Below are 17,860 nucleotides of genomic sequence, written 5' to 3'. Positions count from 1 at the left end.
ATGGTCGCTGCTCTCGCTGCGGCCAACGGATCTGCCCTGCTTGAAAATCCGGGTGAGGCGATGACCAATCCAGCTGAAGCATGCACTGATACACGGGTTCATCCGGGCGACGGCGCCAATACGACCATATCGATCGAACTCGCGCCGGAGCAGGTTCGCAATTTCGCACCGCAAGCCGATACGCTTCCCTTGGGCTCAAGGGTGTTTCTGACGCATCTTGCCGGCAAGCCGGAAGCACTTCAGGTCGAGGCGGCGGCGCGCATTACTGAGTTGGGCTATGTTGCGGTGCCGCATCTGGCAGCCCGCAATTTCAAGACGGAAAGGGACTACGTCAATCTCGTTGAGGCCCATAGCCGCAATGGGATCGACGAGGTCCTGTTCCTTGGCGGCAACCCGGCGCTTTTCCCCGGGCCGCTCGGCGAATCTGCCGAACTGCTCGCTCATCCGGTGCTGTCGGATAGTTCGATACGAACCGCCTTTGTCGCCGGTTATCCGGAAGGACATCCAAACATTCCCGAGGTTCGGCTCAAGGATGCGCTTAAGCGCAAGCTTGAGATTTGCGCACGTCGGTCGCTCGAACCTCGCGTCGTTTCGCAGTTCGCATTCGACGGAGCGATGATCGGCGCCTGGGCAAAGCGATTGCACGACGATTTTCCTGAGGTTCCCGTTCACGTTGGGCTGGCCGGAGTCACGAGTTTGACGAAGCTCATCCGCTTTGCCGCGATGTGCGGTGTGGGGCCGTCGATAGCTGCTCTAAGGCGCTCGGCGAGCGGTCTTCTCAACATCGTCGCGGACCGCAATCCGGCCGATGTGATCGATGCGGTTTCGTCGGCCTACCCTGATCCGGTAACGCCACTGCACCTTCATTTCTTTCCCTTTGGTGGTTGGGAGAAGACGCTTACCTGGCTCGGGGATTATCGGGAGGCCAGGCAGTTGCGGGCCGGCGTGCGATGACCAGCCTGACGCAGCCCTTCGTTCTCACTCTGACTTGTGATGACCGGGCAGGGATCGTGGCTGCAGTAACCTCGCAGCTTCACGTCCTCGGCACCAACATCGTTGAAAGCAACCAGTATTGGGACCGCGCCACCAACCGCTTCTTCATGCGGATCGCGTTCACACCATCGGGCGAGACGTCGGCTGATCGGATCGAACGCGGTCTGGCGCCAGTCCTTGGACAGTTTGAGATGCAGGGGCGGCTGATCGACTGTCGAAAGGCGCCGAAAATTGTCATCATGGTCTCGCGGTTTGACCATGCGTTCCTGCACCTGCTTTACCAGATCCGTGTCGGCTGGCTCGATGCCGAGGTCATGGCGGTGATTTCCAATCACGACGACAGTCGCGAGACGGCCGCGTGGGCGGGCATCCCCTACCATTTATTGCCGATCAACCGGGAAAACAAAAAACAGCAAGAGGACCGCATCTTCGCGATCGTTCAAGAAACGGAAGCCGACCTGGTGGTTCTGGCGCGCTACATGCAGGTCTTTTCCGACGATATCGCCGGTCGATTGTTCGGAAAGGTCATCAACATTCATCATTCATTTCTGCCCAGCTTCAAGGGTGCTCGTCCCTATCACCAGGCCCATGAGCACGGCGTCAAGCTGATCGGCGCGACGGCACACTATGTCACTGCCGACCTCGATGAGGGACCTATCATCGAGCAGGAAACCGAACGCGTATCACATGCGATGAGTGTCGAGGATTTCGTCGCAGCTGGCCGAGACATCGAAAGCCGCGTTCTGGCGCGCGCTGTCAAACGGCACCTTGAGGCACGCGTCATGCTCAACGGCCGAAAGACTGTCGTCTTCGCCTAAGGCGACAGCCGTGTGCGGCCTTGCAATTTGATTGAGAAGCGATGCACGGGCGGCTGCGGGCCGTCGTGCCTCAAATCATGGGAGGACCATGCAATGCGAAATGGAACATCACATCTCTTCGTGCCCGGACCGACAAATATCCCGGATGTGGTACGTCGAGCCATGAACGTGCCCATGCAGGATATGCGGGCGCCGGACTTTCCCGACCTGGTTCTGCCGCTGTTCGCCGATCTCAAGCGGGTTTTCCGAACTGACACTGGGTCGATTTTCCTGTTCCCGGGTTCTGGAACCGGAGCATGGGAGGCGGCGATATCGAACACCCTCAACCGTGGTGATCGGGTGCTGATGTCTCGTTTCGGCCAGTTTTCCCATCTTTGGGCAGACATGGCTAGCCGTCTCGGGCTCGATGTTGAATGCCTCGACGTCGAATGGGGCGAGGGTGTTCCCGTCGAAGAGTACCGTCGGCGCTTGGACGCCGACAAGAACCGTCGGATCAAGGCGGTATTTGTCACGCACAACGAGACGGCGACGGGCGTGACTTCGGACGTGGCCGCCGTGCGGGCCGCACTCGACGATACCGGCCACAAAGCTCTGCTGTTCGTTGATGGGGTCAGCTCGATAGCATCCATCGAATTCCGGATGGACGACTGGGGTGTCGATCTCGCCGTTACCGGCTCGCAGAAGGGCCTGATGCTGCCGGCAGGCCTCGGTATCCTCGCCGTCAGCCCAAAGGCGCTTGAGGCGCACGCGAGTTCGACGATCGAACGCTGCTATTTCAGCTTCGAGGATATGAAAGCGCCGTCAGCCACCGGCTACTTCCCCTATACGCCGCCGACACAGCTACTTATTGGCCTGAGAGCATCGCTGGATCTGATTTTCGCGGAAGGATTGGACGCAGTCATTGCTCGGCATCACCGCCTTGCGGAAGGCGTTCGCCGCGGTGTTCATGCCTGGGGTTTGACCCTCTGTGCCACAGAGAAGAAGTGGTGGTCCGACACGGTCTCCGCCATCGTGGTCCCTGAGGACATCGACGCCAGGCAGGTTATCGCGAACGGCTATTCCAAGTACCGCACCTCATTCGGTGCCGGGCTCAGCAAGGTGGCGGGCCGGGTTTTCAGGATCGGCCACCTCGGCGACCTGAACGAGGTGATGTGTCTGTCAGCGCTTGCGGCGGCCGAGATGTCTCTGCGTGATGCTGGAGCAAAGATCGAAGCCGGGTCCGGCGTTGCGGCGGCGCAGGAATGGTATCGCTCGCAGATCGGACTTGCCGCTCGCAACCTTCAGGAACGTGCGGCATGAGGAGGGACAGGATTGTGAAACCGAAGGTCATCGTAACTCGGCGCTGGCCGACGGAAGTTGAAGACCGGTTGACTGCAGAATTCGATGCGCGGCTGAACGAAACCGATCAGCCTTTGGATCGGCGTGAATTGCGAGCCGCGCTTGAAGAAGCCGATGCGGTCCTGCCAACCGTAACCGATAAGATCAGCGCCGACATTCTCGAGGGGGGTATTCGAGCAAAGATTCTCGGTAACTTCGGCGTTGGCTTCAATCATATCGATGTAGCGGCGGCAACAAGGGCCGGACTCGTTGTCACAAACACGCCAGGCGTGCTGACGGATGCGACCGCCGATCTGGCGATGACCCTCCTTTTGATGTGCGCGAGACGCGCAGGGGAAGGGGAGAGGGAACTGCGGGCCGGCAAATGGACAGGTTGGCGTCCCACGCATCTTTGCGGATCCCACGTCACCGGAAAGACCGTCGGCATCATTGGAATGGGGCGGATCGGGCAGGCTATGGCACGGCGGTGCCACTTTGGCTTCGGTATGGACGTCGTCTTCTTTGACAGCCATCCGATTACCGGTCTTGACGTGCCCGCGCGCCAATTGCCGAGCGTTGACGACGTGCTTGCGGTCGCCGACTTTGTTTCGCTTCATTGCCCCGGTGGAGGCGAAAACTATCACCTCATCGACGACGATCGGCTCGCCTGCATGAAATGGTCAGCGTTCCTTATCAATACAGCCAGGGGTGACGTCGTGGACGAACATGCTCTGGTCCGCGCGCTGGAAACCCGGAGGATAGCGGGCGCAGGCCTGGACGTCTTCGAAAGCGAGCCGCGTGTTCCCGGTCGTCTGGCCGAGCGGCAGGACGTGGTTTTGTTGCCGCATCTGGGGAGTGCGACGAAGGAGACCCGCGTCGCCATGGGCATGCGCGTCATCGAGAATCTGAAGGCGTTTTTCAGCGGCCGTTCGCCGCCTGATGCGGTCTGCTAATCCTTCACATCCCGTTGCAGTTCAATCGGCGGGCAGACGATGCGGTCGTCGTGCTCGTCCGACAGGAGAAAAATCGATGCCTGGTTTATTCGAAAGACAGCTCAAGCATGATTCGGTCATTGCCGGAGCGATCGCGCGCGAAATGGGGCGGCAACGATCCGAGATCGAACTGATCGCGTCGGAGAACATCGTGTCGCCAGCGGTTCTTGCCGCGCAAGGCTCCGTCATGACCAACAAATATGCCGAGGGCTATCCGGGGCACCGCTATTATGGTGGATGCCAGTATGTCGATCTCGTCGAAGCCGCTGCGATAGAACGCGCTGGAATGCTGTTTGACGCATCGTTCGTCAACGTGCAGCCGCACTCCGGTGCGCAGGCCAACGGCGCCGTCATGCTCGCCCTGTTAAAGCCGGGCGACACCTTCATGGGCCTGTCGCTTGCCGCCGGGGGCCATCTTACCCATGGGGCTCGGCCGACCATGTCAGGGAAGTGGTTCAACGCCGTCCAATATGGCGTTCGGAAGAGCGATTGCCTCATTGATTATGAGGAGCTCGAAGAAAAGGCCATAGCGACGCGGCCGAAGCTGATCATTACCGGCGGGTCGGCCTATCCGCGTCTGATCGACTTCAAGCGAATTCGGGCGATCGCAGATTCTGTCGGGGCGGCCATGATGGTCGATATGGCGCATTTTGCCGGTCTGGTCGCTGGAGGGGTGCATCCTAACCCGGTTGAAATCGCCGACGTCGTCACCACGACAACGCACAAGACGCTACGCGGCCCTCGCGGCGGTATGATCCTGACCAACAATCAGGACTTAGCGAAAAAGGTGAACTCTGCGGTGTTTCCGGGATTGCAGGGTGGTCCGCTGATGCATGTCATAGCGGCAAAAGCGGTGGCGTTGGGCGAAGCGCTTGAAGACAACTTCAGGCAATACGCTCGCCAGATGGTGGTCAATGCCCGGGCCCTCGCCTCAGCGCTGACCGAACGAGGATACGATATCGTTTCGGGGGGGACCGATACGCATTTGATCCTGGTTGACCTGCGCAGCAAAGGGGTTTCCGGCAAGGATGCGGAAGAAGCCTTGGGGCGTGCCGGGCTGACCTGCAACAAGAACGGCATTCCCTTCGATCCAGCGCCCCCGGCTGTAACTTCCGGCATCCGGCTCGGCACGCCAGCGGCCACCAGCCGCGGTTTCCGCGAAGCGGAGTTCAACGAAGTTGGCGCGTTGATCGCGGACGTCCTCGACGCCCTTGGCACCGAGCAAAGTTCCGAACAGGAGCGACGCGCGAGAATGTCGGTCCACGATCTTTGCGCGGCCTTCCCGATCTACTCGGCGGGGCATTAAAACAGAGCGTGGCTCCGATCGGGAATCGGATGCTCACGGTGTTCGATGCTTGATCACGCACGCGATAACCACGAGTATCAGAAGTGTTCGCTAACCCAACGCTTGGCGAACACTGCCGTCAGGTGCTTTGAAAGGCTTCGATGCGACTGCCGCCCATAGATCTCAGTCGGGAAAACACGTTCGGAGAGATCTCCTACGAAAGCGGAGGGCAGTATGGCCCCATCCGGGGGGATTACCTTGCCTTCATCATCGTGCATCTCGGATCGCTCAAGATCGAGGCCGATGAAACAGTGTTGCAGCTGGAGGCGGGCCAGTGTGCGCTATCCCTGACAAGGGACCGCTATTTGACGACCATCGCTCCCGAGACGCTAACTCACATCAGCTGGTGCGATGGCCGACCACAAAATGCTGCTTGGCTCTACAAGGAGCGCCACAAATATGCGCCCTTCATTAACGCCTCGACGCAGGTCCAGACATTAATGCAACTGGGTGTCGATCTCGGGATCGGGGACCGCGATGGTCGTGGTGGCTTGCGCGAAGCTCTGACGAACACTCTCCTCAACGCCTATATTTACGAGGCGGAAGTTGTTGCGGAGGAAAGGCCTATCCCGCAGACGATCCTGCAGGCGCGCCGCTTTCTTGATGAAAACTTCGCCGCAGACGTTTCCATCGAGCGCGTCGCGCAACAGGTTCGTGTAAGCCCACAGTATCTTGTGTCCGCCTTCAAGAAGCACTTGGGCATGACGCCGGCTCGGTATCTCTGGCGCTGTCGGCTGGACTATGGCGCGCACCTCTTGCAACGCAGCGGCTTGTCCGTGAGCGAGATTGCCTACCAGGTCGGCTACAAGAATCCCTATCATTTTTCGCGCCAGATCAAGCTGGCCTTCGACTGCTCCCCGACCGAGCTCCGCGAGAAAATGCTGAACGGCTGAGCCTCCAGCGCGTTCAGTGCCCGACATCCCCCAGCGATCCGACGACAGGCGAACTAGCGGTATTAAATCGCCAAGCGCAGGCATGGTCGTCTTCCTTAACCTCATGCATCAATTTTCCAGAGCACCTCCATCTCAAGGGGCGGGTGCGCGGTTCGCTAGCAGCAAACACCCATGGGATTGCGATATGGAAAACCTCAGTCACATCGACCCGATTGCACGCGACGAATGGCATGTCGTCGCCTCACTCGAGGAACTTCCGTCCACCGGCATGTTTTCTACTGTCCTTCTCGGTCAGAGGATATTGATCGGCCGGCATGGCGATCGGTTGGGTGCATGGCGTGAGCCGCAAGCCGCTGCCGAGCCGAGCGGCGCTCAGACGTCCGGTACGGAGTTGCCAACCATTCAGCGGTTCGGTTACCTCTGGGCCACCTTGGGCGACCCGCCGCGCGATCTGTTCGAAATACCAGAGTTCGACGAGCCGGATCGCAGCCGCATCGTTCAGGGCGTCACACGCGTCGGTGTCTCGGCGCCGCGCGCGGTCGAGAACTTCCTGGACATGGGGCATTTCCCGTTCGTTCACACAGGAATCCTGGGGGAGGAACCCCATACGGAGGTCAAGCCTTACAAGGTCGACGTCTATTCCGACCCACCCGAAATTCTGGTCACCGGTTGCGAGTTCTACCAACCGCAGGCCAATGCCGGTTCGGAGACGGGCGCAGATACCGAATACGTCTACAGAATACCCCATCCGTTTTGTGCCGTTCTTTACAAGACGGGATCGACGCGTCCGGACCGGCGCGATGTTATCGCGCTCTTCGGCCAGCCCGTCGGCGAGGACCAGGTGCTCGTGCATATCGTTATCTGTCTGCTTGACGAAGTCACGGATCTGGCCGCGATGCGCAGCTTTCACCAGACCATTCTCGGGCAAGACAAGCCCATTCTTGAAAATCAGGTGCCCAAGCGCTTGCCACTGGACTCGCGCTCGGAGGTTCCGATCCGCGCCGACGCCGCCTCTGCAGCCTATCGTCGATGGCTTCGTGAAAGGGGCCTTCGCTACGGTGTCGTCACAGGCAGCGGCTAATGACTGGTGCCGTCGACAAACCGCGCAAGCTTAACTGGGGATATGCGAGGCCGAAATAGCAGTCATTGTTGCCCAGGCTAGTTCATGAAAGCCTGTTACAGCAATTTGAAAGATCCAACGTCAACGGCGACAAAAAACCAAAGGGGGAAGCCGTTGGCCCGGATGCTCTCGCGTCGATGCGACGATACCGCGCATCGCCTGCGAGCGACCGAACCAGGTCCTAAGTTGAAACAGGAGGAGTATCATATGCCTATCAGCATCACACGCCGCACCGCGATCCTGGGTTCGATGGGGGCATTTCTGCTTTCGGCGGTCGATCGAACCTTTGCAGCAGGGCCAACCTCACTGAAGATCGCTCTTATTCTCGAGAGCCGCACCGATATCGGCTGGACGCGGACCTTGCTGGATTCGTTGGAACAGGTGAAGCAGGCGAGGCCAGACGGGCTCGACATATCGTGGGAGTACACGGACCCGCTGTGGAACGACGATGCGGAAAATGCCATGCGCTTCTACGCCGAAGGCGGCGAGTACGACATTATCTGGGCCCACGGCCGATATTCGGACCAGGTAAAGAAACTTAGCGCCGAATTCCCTGACATCATGTTTGTGGTAACCGGATCGGGCAACCTGCCTCTCGGGGCCAATCAATACTGGCTCTACAAACGACTACACGAACCGTCCTATCTGCTCGGCATGCTGGCCGGCCGCACAACGAAATCTGGCGTCATCGGCCTGGTCGGGACGTTTGCGGCAGACGACGTCAACGACCAGATCAATGCGTTTCTCGATGGCGCGAGATCGGTCAGACCGGACGTGAAGCACCGCGTCTCCTTTATCGGTTCCTGGTCCGACAATGCGCTGGCAGCCGAGCATGCCAATGTGCAGATCGCGTCGGGTGCGGATGTCGTGTTCATGCTGACGGACAACTTCAAGCCCTGCCAGGAACACCGGATCATGTGCTTTGCCAACATCAACGACCAAAGCAAGCTGGCGCCAGACGCAATAGCATCGAGTGCGATCATCGATTGGCAGCCGGATATCAAATGGATCATCTCGGAGTGGCTCAAGCACAAGGCTGGTGGACAGTACAATGGAAACACCGAGCCAAAATGGTTCTCTATGAGCCAGGGCGGCGTCGATATCGCGCCCTATCACGACTTTGATGCAAAGTTGCCGGTTGCCGTCAAAGAGGAGCTCGCCGCGACGAGACAGAAGATCATTTCCGGCGAGTTTGTCGTGCCCCTCAATACCGCGGAGGTGAAGTAGCGCAGACGCTAGAACAGGACTGGTTTCACTCGATGGAAAATCTTCTCAGCGTACAGAACCTGACCAAGCGGTTCGGAGCCGTTACCGCGAACGACAACGTCGATCTCGACGTTCGCAAGGGCGAAATTCATTGTCTCTTCGGTGAGAATGGCGCCGGCAAATCGACACTGTCTGCCTGTCTTTACGGATACTATCGCGCAGACAGTGGCGTCATTCGCTTCAAGGGGCAGGTTGCCGAGCTTAATTCACCGGCAGACGCGCTCCGCTTGGGGATCGGCATGGTGCACCAGCACTTCGTGCTTGTTGAAAACTTCACCGTCCTTGAGAACATCATCGTAGGCAGCCCCGATCTCGGGATATTGTTGTCGAAGTCAGCCGCGCGACGAAAGGTCGAGGAGCTCTGTCTGCGATGCGGCATAGAGCTCGATCTCGATCGCGAGATCTGGCAGCTTTCGGTTGGTGAGCAGCAATGGGTCGAAATCCTCAAGGCGCTGTACTTTGGCGCGGAACTGTTGATCCTCGACGAGCCGACAGCCGTCCTGACCCCGCAACAGTCCGACCAGCTGTTCGTCATACTTGATGGCATGCGGCGCCAGGGACTGTCGATCATCCTGATCAGCCACAAGCTACGGGAAGTGATGCAGTCCGATCGCGTGACGATCCTTCGCAAAGGCAAGGTCGTTGCCACAGTCGAGACATCTACCACGACGGCAGAAGCCATCACGGCACTGATGGTCGGGCACAAGGTGACGAAGCGCGTCAGTGACAGATCGGTCACTCCGGGGCGCGAAGTTCTCGTCGTCGACCGCGCGGTTGCCATTGGCGAGTGGGGGGAAGAAGTGCTTTGCGATGTCAACTTCACCATCGCGGAGAACGAAATTCTTGGCCTGGCGGGTGTTGCGGGCAACGGCCAGAAAGAACTGTTCGAAGTCCTGATGGGCGTGAGGACGCTGAGTTCGGGCGGCTTTCACCTCAACGGCGAGGCGATAGTTGCACCGACGTCGCGCGAAATGCTCGACAGAGGTGTAGGGCTCGTGCCTGACGATCGTTTCCGCGAAGGATTGATCCCGGAGTTCGGAATTGCCGAGAACCTGGTACTGGGGTGGCAGCGTAAGCCGGAATACAGACGCGGACCATTCCTCGATCGTGGCAAGATCAACGCTTTGGCCGCGCACAAGATCGATGAGTTCAGGATCGTGGCTGCCTCCGCGGACCTGCCCGTCGAGCGCCTGTCCGGCGGCAATGCCCAGCGTGTCATTCTTGCACGCGAATTTCTCCACGCCAGGGGCCTGCTGCTTGCCAATCAGCCCACGCGCGGGCTCGATGTGGCCGCATCCGAATTCGTTTACGAGAAGATCCTGGAAAAGCGTGCCGAGGGCTTCGCCGTCCTTCTGGCTTCCGAGGAACTCGACGACCTTTTGCGTCTCTGTGATCGCATCGCCGTGATCTTCAAGGGCAAGATCATGGGGATTGTGCAGCCCGGGGAAACGACACTCCTCGAGCTTGGAATGATGATGGCGGGTAACGCCAGCAACCTTGGTGGACAGGTCAATGATTTCAGTTCAAAGGCGCTCAGGCAATAGCCTGAGCTGGAATTTCGCCTGCTATGCAGCGGCAATGGTATGCGCTCTTTTTTCCGCGGCCGCCTTGCTCCATTTGTCGGGAGGCGATGTGGCGAAGGCGTTCTCCTCGCTCATTGTGGGAGCTTTCGGCAGCCAGAAGGCGCTGCTCGGATCGCTTGCCAAAGCGACGCCGCTGTTGCTTGTCGGCCTTGGAACCGTCATCGCTTTCAGGGCGAAGATCTGGAATATCGGGCAGGAAGGGCAGGTTCTGGCCGGCGCAATGTGTGCCTACTGGGCCAGCCTATGGATTGGACCGCTGCCGTATCTGATCGCGGTTGCCGTTCTGGTCCTTGCCGGCCTGGCAGGTGGCGGCGTCTTGGGTCTCCTGGCCGGCGTTCTCAAGACCCGTTTTGGCACCAGCGAAATCATCTCGACGGTGATGCTGAACTATATCGTGATCTTTCTGCTTGCCTACCTGCTTGATGGCGGGCCCTGGATGGAATCGGGGGCGACCGTCGCCTATCATCAGTCGCCGCCGGTCAATGCGATGCTGGAGTGGCCGACGCTGTTTGGCCAGGGCGCGGCCAAGCTGCACTTCGGCTTCATTCTCGCACTCGGTGCCACGGCGCTGTCCGCTTTATTGTTGGAGCGAACGCCGCTTGGCTACGAGATCCGCGCTTTCGGCTCCAATCCGACTGCTTTGAGGTTCCGCGGAACCGATATCAGCCGCCTTTTGCTGGTGGTGATGCTTGTGTCCGGCGCGCTGGCGGGGCTCGCTGGCGCAGGCGAGCTATTTGGAACCTCCCATCGCCTGCGCGCTGAAACACTGCTCGGTATTGGCAGTTCCGGCATCGTCGTTGCGATGGTGGGAGGGCTGCGACCGAGCGGTGCCATGCTTGCAGCACTCTTCTTTGGCGCGCTTAAAAGCGGCGCGATTTACATGCGTTTGCAGAGCGGAACTCCCGCCGGGCTCGTCTCGGCCATGGAAGGGCTCGTCCTGCTCTTCTTCCTGTGCGCAGCCGTGGCTACCAGGGTCCATATCACCGTCAGGAGTGAAGCGCATGCTTGAGCTTTTTCAGGGACCGCTGTTCATCAGCATTCTCGCCGCGATGGTTCGGATTGCCACGCCGCTCTTGTTCTCGGCAATGGGCGAACTCGTCACTCAACGGGCCGGTATCTGGAACATCTCCGTCGAGGGAACGATGTTGCTCGGCGCAGTCGTCGCCTACGTGATCGCCTCATCGACAGGTTCGCCGTGGCTAGCCCTGCTTGTGGCGGTCCTGGCATGCGCGCTCTTGAGCCTGATCCTGTCCTTTGTCACCATCGTGCTCAAATCAGAGCAGTTCATCGCCGGTCTGGCCCTGAACCTGCTTGCCTCTGGGCTGACCCTCTTCTGGTTCCAGACCTATATCATCGGGCGCGACCCTCCCAAGTTCGCCGGCTTCGAAGCTGTCGAGATTCCGTACTTATCGGATATTCCCGTCCTTGGAACGGTGCTGTTTTCCCAGCGTGTTCTAACCTATGTCAGCTTTCTCCTTCCGCTCGCGGTCTGGTTCTTTCTTTATCGCACCCGATACGGGCTTGAAGTTCGCTGCGTCGGGGAAAATCCGAAAGCGCTCGACGTCAAGGGTCTAAGCGTCGGTGGCCGCCAATGCCTGGCGATCATGTTCGGAAGCGTGATGTCCGGCTTCGGGGGCGCGTTCCTGATGCTGGGGTATTCCGACCGATTTGTGCCAGATCTTATCGCCGGTCGCGGTTGGCTCGTCGTTGTTGCCATCATTGCCGGCAACTGGATGCCTTTCCGTGTGGTTGGAGCGATCTTCATTTTCGCGTTGCTCGAAGCCATCGGAATTCATGCGCAGGTCGTTGGGGTTTCAATTCCGCACCACGTCTTCCTGGTATTGCCATATGTGGCCTCACTCGTGCTTCTGGCTGGGCTGAGATCGCGAACACATCAGCCGGTCGCGCTTGGAATTCCCTATCGCCGGGAATGAAGGACAGATGAAGTGACGACATCCGCTTTTGCACTTCAGCGCCCAGCCGCATGAGCTTTCACGGCTGGGCTCAATGCGTCGTCGTGCCTAGGGGGAACGCGAGAGACAGTCTGCGCAGAAGGTAATAATCTTCACCTAAGGTACGGATAAAAAAGAATTTTAATTCGACCATTAGGCGGTTCCGGGTGGCAATTGGCAAACCTTTGACCGGCGTGACTGCCCGGTTTGAAGTAGCGATTCTTATAGGGTGGTCTCCGAAATTGAGTTTTGAACAAAGCTTAATTGAGGGTATGCGCGGGGCAACGGGGGACATTCCGTCCTGGCCATGAAAATGAAACTCTGCGGGTAGTTAACCAGCATCGTTACGGCATCGCCGCAGCAATGCACGACCGCGCCGGAGGCGGGCCAATGGGAGAGTTTCGCTGCGTCGATCGTTCGCTTCTCAACGACTGGCACGTTGTCGCCGAGCGGTCTGCGCTGATGTCGAATTCGGCTTTCACCACACGTCTGATGGGGCATGACCTCCAGGTCACACTCGATGGCCGCTACAACCTGCGAGTGGTCGAGTTGGATACAGGTGAAGAAGTCTGTTCAGATTCGCGATACGGGTTTATCTGGGCGTGCCTCGGACGGCCGGAACGAGACATCATATACTTGCCCGAAACGAACGAGGCCGATCGCCACTTGTTGAGCGGCGGCTCCATCGCAGTCAGAGTGTCGGGTCTGCGAGCCGTCGAGAACTTTCTCGATATGGGGCACTTTCCCTTCGTGCACACGGGCTGGCTGGGCGATGAGCCGCACACGGAAGTGCTGCCCTACAATGTGACGATCACGGCAGCAGATGAGGTGCTGGCGACCGATTGCAAGTTTCTCCAGCCGTTTGCCTCCCCAACGGCACGGGCGGCGATGCTGGTCGACTATATCTACAAGGTCTTCCGGCCCTATACGGTCGCACTCTACAAGAGCAATCCTCTTGATCCCGACCGAAAGGATCTGATCGTGCTGTTCATCCAGCCGGTCGATGAGGAGAACTGCATCGTTTACTCCTACCTCTGCTACCTCAAGCAGGGCCTGGAGGCAGCGGCGGCGCGCAGTTTCATGCAGCTGATATTTGCGCAGGACAAGCCGATCCTCGAAAACCAGCGCCCGCGACGCCTGCCGCTCGATCCGCGTGCGGAAACCCCGATCAGGGCCGATGCCGTCTCCGTCCATTATCGACGTTGGCTTCGTGATCGCTCGGTCACGTATGGCGCGATTGCGTACCCTGTCTGATTGACGACGGCTCAGATGAACATGGAGGAATCTCTTATGGCAAAGACAAGATGTTTGGACCCCGTCGTCCTGAACCTATGGCACCCGCTCGGGGCGTTGGTTGAGCTCCCGGTCGATACGGTTGTCGATACCGTTCTACTGGAGGAACGGCTCAGCCTCGCAGTCGGCCTTGGCAGGGAGGTTGCGGTTTGGCGGTCCTGCCCCGATTTTGTCGCTGGCGACAAAATCGATGTGGCGTCCGTGAGCAAATCGCTGCCGGCGAAGGTGGCCTTCGGCTATCTCTGGGCTTCCCTCGGCTCTCCACCCGATGAGCTTTTTCCCATTCCTGAATATGAGGAAACCGATCGGCGGCGACTGAATGCAGCGACCTTCGGCGTCAATGTCTCAGCGCCGCGCGCGATCGAGAATTTCCTCGATATGGGCCATTTTCCCTATGTCCACACGGATATCCTGGGCGTTGAACCGCACACCGAGGTCAAGGAATACGACGTCGACATATCGGTGGAGCGGGACGAGATCCTGGCAACCCGCTGCCGCTTCTTCCAGCCTTTGGCATCGAGTGCGTCGGAGACTGGCGCCGAGGTCGAGTATATCTTCCGTGTGCCCCACCCCTATTGCTCGGTTCTCTACAAATCGAGCCCGGTCAACGATGCCCGGTACGATGTCATCGCGGTTTTCATGCAGCCTCTCAGCCAGGAGAGTGTCCGCGCGCACATGATGCTTTGCATCCTCGACGAGGACAATGAAGACAAGGTGATCAAGCGGTTTCAGCAGACAATCTTCGGCCAGGACAAGCCGATCTTGGAGAACCAGTTTCCCAAACGTCTGCCGCTCGACCCCAGGGCCGAGACGCCGATCCGGGCAGATAAGTCCGCCATCGCCTATCGCCGCTGGCTGAGCCAGAAGGACGTCAGATACGGGGTCATCCCGGCTTCATATTGAACTGCGCCAAAACAAAACACTGATGATGAATTGGAGACCAAGATGCTTGAAGATGTGAGGACTAGGTGGCATCCGATCGCGGCAACGGACGATCTGCCGCTGCGGCATGTGTTCCATGGCCAACTTCTTGGCCGAGAGTTCGCTGTCTGGCGCGCAGACGATGGATACGTCAACGTCTGGGAAAATCGCTGTCTGCATCGCGGTGTCCGGCTATCGATAGGCATCAACGACGGCCGGGAATTGAAATGCCAGTATCACGGGTGGCGTTACTCGAACCGCACAGCCGGATGCACCTACATACCGGCCCACCCCGCAGACGCGCCCGCGCGCACCATTACAAACCGGTCGTTTCAAGCTGTCGAGCGCTACGGTTTGGTGTGGTCCTCAGAGGACCCGCGCGGCGATCTCCCCGTGGTGGAAGGAATTGGCGAAGATGACCTCCTGGTATTGCGCGCCATACCGGTCAACGCGTCGGCAGAACTGGTTGCTCAAAGGTTGCAATCCTATCGCTTCCAGCCGAACAGCGAGATTGCTGGAACGGGCACCAACATTGAACTGGTGGCAGCGACTGAAGCGGCCGTCGCTCTGAGAAGCTGCCAAGGCAGGGCTGAAACGCTTGGCGTTTTTTTCGTCCAGCCGGTCGATTCAGGTCGCTCGGTAATCCGAGGTGTCCTCAGCGGCAGGCCGAACGATGCTCAACTGACAGCGGTGCTTCGCTACCACAATGAAGCGCTCTCCAAATTGCGCGAAGACTTGGAGCGCGAGGCGGCGGCCCTGCCTGTGCCCGTACCGATCGAACCAATTTTCGAGCGGGTCTCGGAAGAGCTCGCCAGTTTGCCTGAACTCGACAGTCGTGGCCGCAAAGCCGCGATCCGGGTGCAAGTTGCGCGCAAGTGGCAGACTGCCGATGGTATCATGGCCTTCGAACTCCGGCCCATCAGAGGTCTGCTTCCGACCTTCCAGCCAGGTGCCCATATCGACGTACATCTTCCGAACGGGCTTGTCCGCCAGTATTCGCTTACCAATGGACCCGGTGAAACGGACCGATTCACCATCGGGGTGAAGCTCGATCCTGCATCAAGGGGCGGGTCCCAGTGCCTTCATGACAGCGTGCGCGAAGGAGACGTACTGGCTATCTCCGAGCCAAGGAACAATTTTCCTCTTCGACGCGACGCATTGAAGACTATCTTCGTTGCCGGCGGGATTGGGGTCACGCCTTTGCTGGCGATGGCACAGACGTTGAACAACCAGAGCCTCGCCTACGAACTACACTACTTTGCGCAGAACGAGCAGCAACTCGCATTCTCCGAATGCAGGCAAGCACTCGGCAATGCCGTCATGCCCCATCTGGGGCTGTCGCCCAGCGACACCGTCAACGAGTTGCGCCGGCTTTTATCACCTTATCTTCCGGACACACAGCTCTATATCTGCGGACCCAATCCGATGCTCGAGTCGACGCGCTCGCTGGCAGCCGAAGCAGGTTGGCCCGAGGCAGCAGTGCATTTCGAGTACTTCAAGAACACGAACGTCATTGACGATAGCTCGAGTTTCGAGGTCGCCTTGGCGCGTTCTTGTCTGACGATTAAGGTGGGCGCGGGACAATCCATTCTCGAAGCCATGCGCGATGCCGGCGTGGACCTTCCCTCATCTTGCGAACAGGGGGCCTGCGGCACCTGTCTTGCAACCGTCATCGAAGGCGAGCCGGATCATCAGGATGTCTATCTCAGCCCATCAGAGCGTGCCTCGGGGACAAAGATCATGACCTGTGTCTCTCGCAGCAAATCAGCTCGTCTCGTGATCGACGCCTAAGGATACCGAAAATGATCAAGCTCTACGACTACGAACTGTCGGGCAATTGCTACAAGCTTCGGCTGCTTATGAGCATACTGGGAGTGGACTACAAGACCGTCCCCGTCGACTTCTATCCCGGCCGGGAACACAAGTCGGAATGGTTCTTGAAGCTCAACCCGCTCGGGCAATTGCCGGTAGTCGACGATGACGGGCTTGTGTTGCGTGATGCGCAAGCGATCCTCGTCTATCTCGCGGCGAAGTACGACGCAGCAGGAACGTGGTATCCCCGCGATAATCCTGAGCTCTTGGGCGAGATCAGCCAGTGGCTTGCCTTTGCCGACGGCATTACGAGCACAGCGTCGGCCGCCCGTCTGCACGACGCGCTGTTTTACGACTTCGACATTAATACGGCGCGCGCCGGCGCTCACAGGCTGTTCCGGATCCTTGATGAACATCTCTGGTTCGGCGAGCGGCAAGAACGCCAATGGATCTGCTCGGCAAAGCAGCCGACGATCGCCGATATTGCTTGCTTCCCCTACATCATGCTTTCGGAGGAGGGCGGGATTTCCAGGCAGGATTATCCGGCAATTCGCCGCTGGTGCGACCGCATCAAACGCATCAACGGCTTCATTGTCATGTCCGGGGTGTTTCCGGCCGGGCCGGCAAAAGCTGCGTAACAACGCCAGATGACGAACCACCTACGAAGGAAACTAGGGAGAAATTAGATGGATGTACGTGCCGCCGTTGCCGTTCAGGCAGGCAAGCCGCTTGAGGTCATGACGGTTCAACTCGAAGGCCCAAAGGCCGGCGAAGTGCTGATCGAGGTCAAGGCCACCGGCATCTGCCACACGGACGACTTCACGCTGTCSGGYGCCGATCCGGAAGGCCTGTTCCCGGCCATCCTCGGCCATGAGGGCGCCGGCATCGTCGTCGACGTCGGCCCGGGCGTCACCTCGGTGAAGAAGGGCGATCACGTCATTCCGCTCTATACGCCCGAGTGCCGCTCCTGCCCGTCGTGCCTGTCGCGCAAGACCAACCTGTGCACCGCGATCCGCTCGACGCAAGGGCAAGGCCTGATGCCGGACGGCACCTCGCGCTTCTCGATCGGCAAGGACAAGATCCACCACTACATGGGCTGCTCGACCTTCGCCAACTACACGGTGCTGCCCGAGATCGCSGTTGCCAAGGTCAACCCGGACGCRCCCTTCGACAAGATCTGCTACATCGGCTGYGGCGTCACCACCGGCATCGGTGCGGTCATCAACACGGCGAAGGTCGAGATGGGCGCGACCGCGATCGTCTTCGGTCTCGGCGGCATCGGCCTCAACGTCATCCAGGGCCTGCGTCTTGCCGGCGCCGACATGATCATCGGCGTCGACCTCAACAACGACAAGAAGGCCTGGGGCGAACGCTTCGGCATGACCCACTTCGTCAATCCGAAGGAGGTCGGCGACGACATCGTTSCCTACCTCGTCAACATGACCAAGCGTGGGGCCGACCAGATCGGCGGCGCCGACTACACCTTCGACTGCACCGGCAACACCAAGGTGATGCGCCAGGCGCTCGAGGCCTCGCATCGCGGCTGGGGCAAGTC

16 protein-coding genes are annotated in these 17,860 nt (G+C 59.2%); all 16 read left to right on the top strand.

Going from position 1 to position 17,860, the window contains the following annotated elements; all coding sequences use genetic code 11:
- Positions 1 to 60: 60 nt before the first annotated feature.
- Entirely contained in the window at positions 61 to 954 is an 894-nt protein-coding gene (locus ASE60_RS03045; protein WP_244495511.1) for a methylenetetrahydrofolate reductase, read from the top strand.
- Positions 951 to 1,811 (top strand): formyltetrahydrofolate deformylase, encoded by an 861-nt coding sequence (purU, locus tag ASE60_RS03040; protein WP_057248284.1) that lies wholly within the window; start codon positions 951 to 953, stop codon positions 1,809 to 1,811. The genes ASE60_RS03045 and purU overlap by 4 nt, the downstream gene beginning before the upstream one ends.
- Positions 1,812 to 1,904: 93 nt before the next feature.
- The gene (locus tag ASE60_RS03035) at positions 1,905 to 3,110 is read left to right on the top strand and encodes an aminotransferase class V-fold PLP-dependent enzyme (protein ID WP_057248283.1); all 1,206 of its coding nucleotides are present in this window, start codon (positions 1,905 to 1,907) and stop codon (positions 3,108 to 3,110) included.
- Complete coding sequence (locus tag ASE60_RS03030) at positions 3,107 to 4,081, top strand: D-glycerate dehydrogenase (RefSeq protein WP_057248282.1); 975 nt, start codon at positions 3,107 to 3,109, stop codon at positions 4,079 to 4,081. The genes ASE60_RS03035 and ASE60_RS03030 overlap by 4 nt, the downstream gene beginning before the upstream one ends.
- Before the next feature lie 76 nt (positions 4,082 to 4,157).
- A complete protein-coding gene (gene glyA, locus ASE60_RS03025) occupies positions 4,158 to 5,426 on the top strand; it encodes a serine hydroxymethyltransferase (protein WP_057248281.1) in 1,269 nt (422 codons plus the stop codon).
- Between the two features lie 140 nt (positions 5,427 to 5,566).
- Entirely contained in the window at positions 5,567 to 6,358 is a 792-nt protein-coding gene (locus ASE60_RS03020) for an AraC family transcriptional regulator (RefSeq protein WP_057248280.1), read from the top strand.
- A 184-nt stretch (positions 6,359 to 6,542) separates the two neighbouring features.
- Positions 6,543 to 7,439 carry an aromatic ring-hydroxylating dioxygenase subunit alpha gene (locus ASE60_RS03015; protein ID WP_057248279.1) on the top strand — a complete coding sequence of 299 codons (897 nt, stop codon included), beginning with the start codon at positions 6,543 to 6,545 and terminating at the stop codon, positions 7,437 to 7,439.
- 162 nt (positions 7,440 to 7,601) lie between these two features.
- On the top strand, positions 7,602 to 8,705 hold the full coding sequence (locus tag ASE60_RS03010) for a BMP family protein (protein ID WP_244495530.1): 1,104 nt from the start codon (positions 7,602 to 7,604) through the stop codon (positions 8,703 to 8,705).
- Positions 8,706 to 8,737: 32 nt separating this feature from the next.
- A complete protein-coding gene (locus ASE60_RS03005) occupies positions 8,738 to 10,288 on the top strand; it encodes an ABC transporter ATP-binding protein (RefSeq protein WP_057248277.1) in 1,551 nt (516 codons plus the stop codon).
- Between the two features lie 88 nt (positions 10,289 to 10,376).
- Positions 10,377 to 11,336, top strand: a complete 960-nt coding sequence (locus ASE60_RS03000) for an ABC transporter permease (RefSeq protein WP_244495510.1) — start codon at positions 10,377 to 10,379, stop codon at positions 11,334 to 11,336.
- Positions 11,329 to 12,261, top strand: a complete 933-nt coding sequence (locus ASE60_RS02995) for an ABC transporter permease (protein WP_057248275.1) — start codon at positions 11,329 to 11,331, stop codon at positions 12,259 to 12,261. Before ASE60_RS03000 ends, ASE60_RS02995 begins: the two co-directional genes overlap by 8 nt.
- 408 nt (positions 12,262 to 12,669) lie before the next feature.
- The gene (locus tag ASE60_RS02990) at positions 12,670 to 13,533 is read left to right on the top strand and encodes an aromatic ring-hydroxylating dioxygenase subunit alpha (RefSeq protein ID WP_057248274.1); all 864 of its coding nucleotides are present in this window, start codon (positions 12,670 to 12,672) and stop codon (positions 13,531 to 13,533) included.
- Between the two features lie 36 nt (positions 13,534 to 13,569).
- Positions 13,570 to 14,475 (top strand): aromatic ring-hydroxylating dioxygenase subunit alpha, encoded by a 906-nt coding sequence (locus tag ASE60_RS02985; protein ID WP_057248273.1) that lies wholly within the window; start codon positions 13,570 to 13,572, stop codon positions 14,473 to 14,475.
- A gap of 42 nt (positions 14,476 to 14,517) precedes the next feature.
- Positions 14,518 to 16,284, top strand: a complete 1,767-nt coding sequence (locus ASE60_RS02980; RefSeq protein ID WP_057248272.1) for a Rieske 2Fe-2S domain-containing protein — start codon at positions 14,518 to 14,520, stop codon at positions 16,282 to 16,284.
- Positions 16,285 to 16,295: 11 nt separating this feature from the next.
- The gene (locus ASE60_RS02975) at positions 16,296 to 16,943 is read left to right on the top strand and encodes a glutathione S-transferase (protein ID WP_057248271.1); all 648 of its coding nucleotides are present in this window, start codon (positions 16,296 to 16,298) and stop codon (positions 16,941 to 16,943) included.
- 48 nt (positions 16,944 to 16,991) lie between these two features.
- A partial coding sequence (locus ASE60_RS02970; RefSeq protein WP_057248270.1) for an alcohol dehydrogenase catalytic domain-containing protein occupies positions 16,992 to 17,860 on the top strand: 869 nt, incomplete at its 3' end.

Origin of the sequence: Ensifer sp. Root278 (assembly GCF_001429285.1) — a bacterium.
GTDB lineage: Bacteria > Pseudomonadota > Alphaproteobacteria > Rhizobiales > Rhizobiaceae > Ensifer.
This window is presented reverse-complemented; position numbering and strand designations above follow the sequence as displayed.

What these genes read in the sequence shown, in the direction of transcription:
- ASE60_RS02995 (WP_057248275.1), top strand. Translation starts at nt 11,329, where the DNA reads ATGCTTGAGCTTTTTCAGGGACCGCTGTTCATCAGCATTCTCGCCGCG.
- ASE60_RS02975 (WP_057248271.1), top strand. Translation starts at nt 16,296, where the DNA reads ATGATCAAGCTCTACGACTACGAACTGTCGGGCAATTGCTACAAGCTT.
- ASE60_RS03035 (WP_057248283.1), top strand. Translation starts at nt 1,905, where the DNA reads ATGCGAAATGGAACATCACATCTCTTCGTGCCCGGACCGACAAATATC.
- ASE60_RS03010 (WP_244495530.1), top strand. Translation starts at nt 7,602, where the DNA reads ATGCTCTCGCGTCGATGCGACGATACCGCGCATCGCCTGCGAGCGACC.
- ASE60_RS03015 (WP_057248279.1), top strand. Translation starts at nt 6,543, where the DNA reads ATGGAAAACCTCAGTCACATCGACCCGATTGCACGCGACGAATGGCAT.
- ASE60_RS02990 (WP_057248274.1), top strand. Translation starts at nt 12,670, where the DNA reads ATGGGAGAGTTTCGCTGCGTCGATCGTTCGCTTCTCAACGACTGGCAC.
- glyA (WP_057248281.1), top strand. Translation starts at nt 4,158, where the DNA reads ATGCCTGGTTTATTCGAAAGACAGCTCAAGCATGATTCGGTCATTGCC.
- ASE60_RS02980 (WP_057248272.1), top strand. Translation starts at nt 14,518, where the DNA reads ATGCTTGAAGATGTGAGGACTAGGTGGCATCCGATCGCGGCAACGGAC.
- ASE60_RS03030 (WP_057248282.1), top strand. Translation starts at nt 3,107, where the DNA reads ATGAGGAGGGACAGGATTGTGAAACCGAAGGTCATCGTAACTCGGCGC.
- ASE60_RS03005 (WP_057248277.1), top strand. Translation starts at nt 8,738, where the DNA reads ATGGAAAATCTTCTCAGCGTACAGAACCTGACCAAGCGGTTCGGAGCC.
- purU (WP_057248284.1), top strand. Translation starts at nt 951, where the DNA reads ATGACCAGCCTGACGCAGCCCTTCGTTCTCACTCTGACTTGTGATGAC.
- ASE60_RS02985 (WP_057248273.1), top strand. Translation starts at nt 13,570, where the DNA reads ATGGCAAAGACAAGATGTTTGGACCCCGTCGTCCTGAACCTATGGCAC.
- ASE60_RS03020 (WP_057248280.1), top strand. Translation starts at nt 5,567, where the DNA reads ATGCGACTGCCGCCCATAGATCTCAGTCGGGAAAACACGTTCGGAGAG.
- ASE60_RS03045 (WP_244495511.1), top strand. Translation starts at nt 61, where the DNA reads ATGACCAATCCAGCTGAAGCATGCACTGATACACGGGTTCATCCGGGC.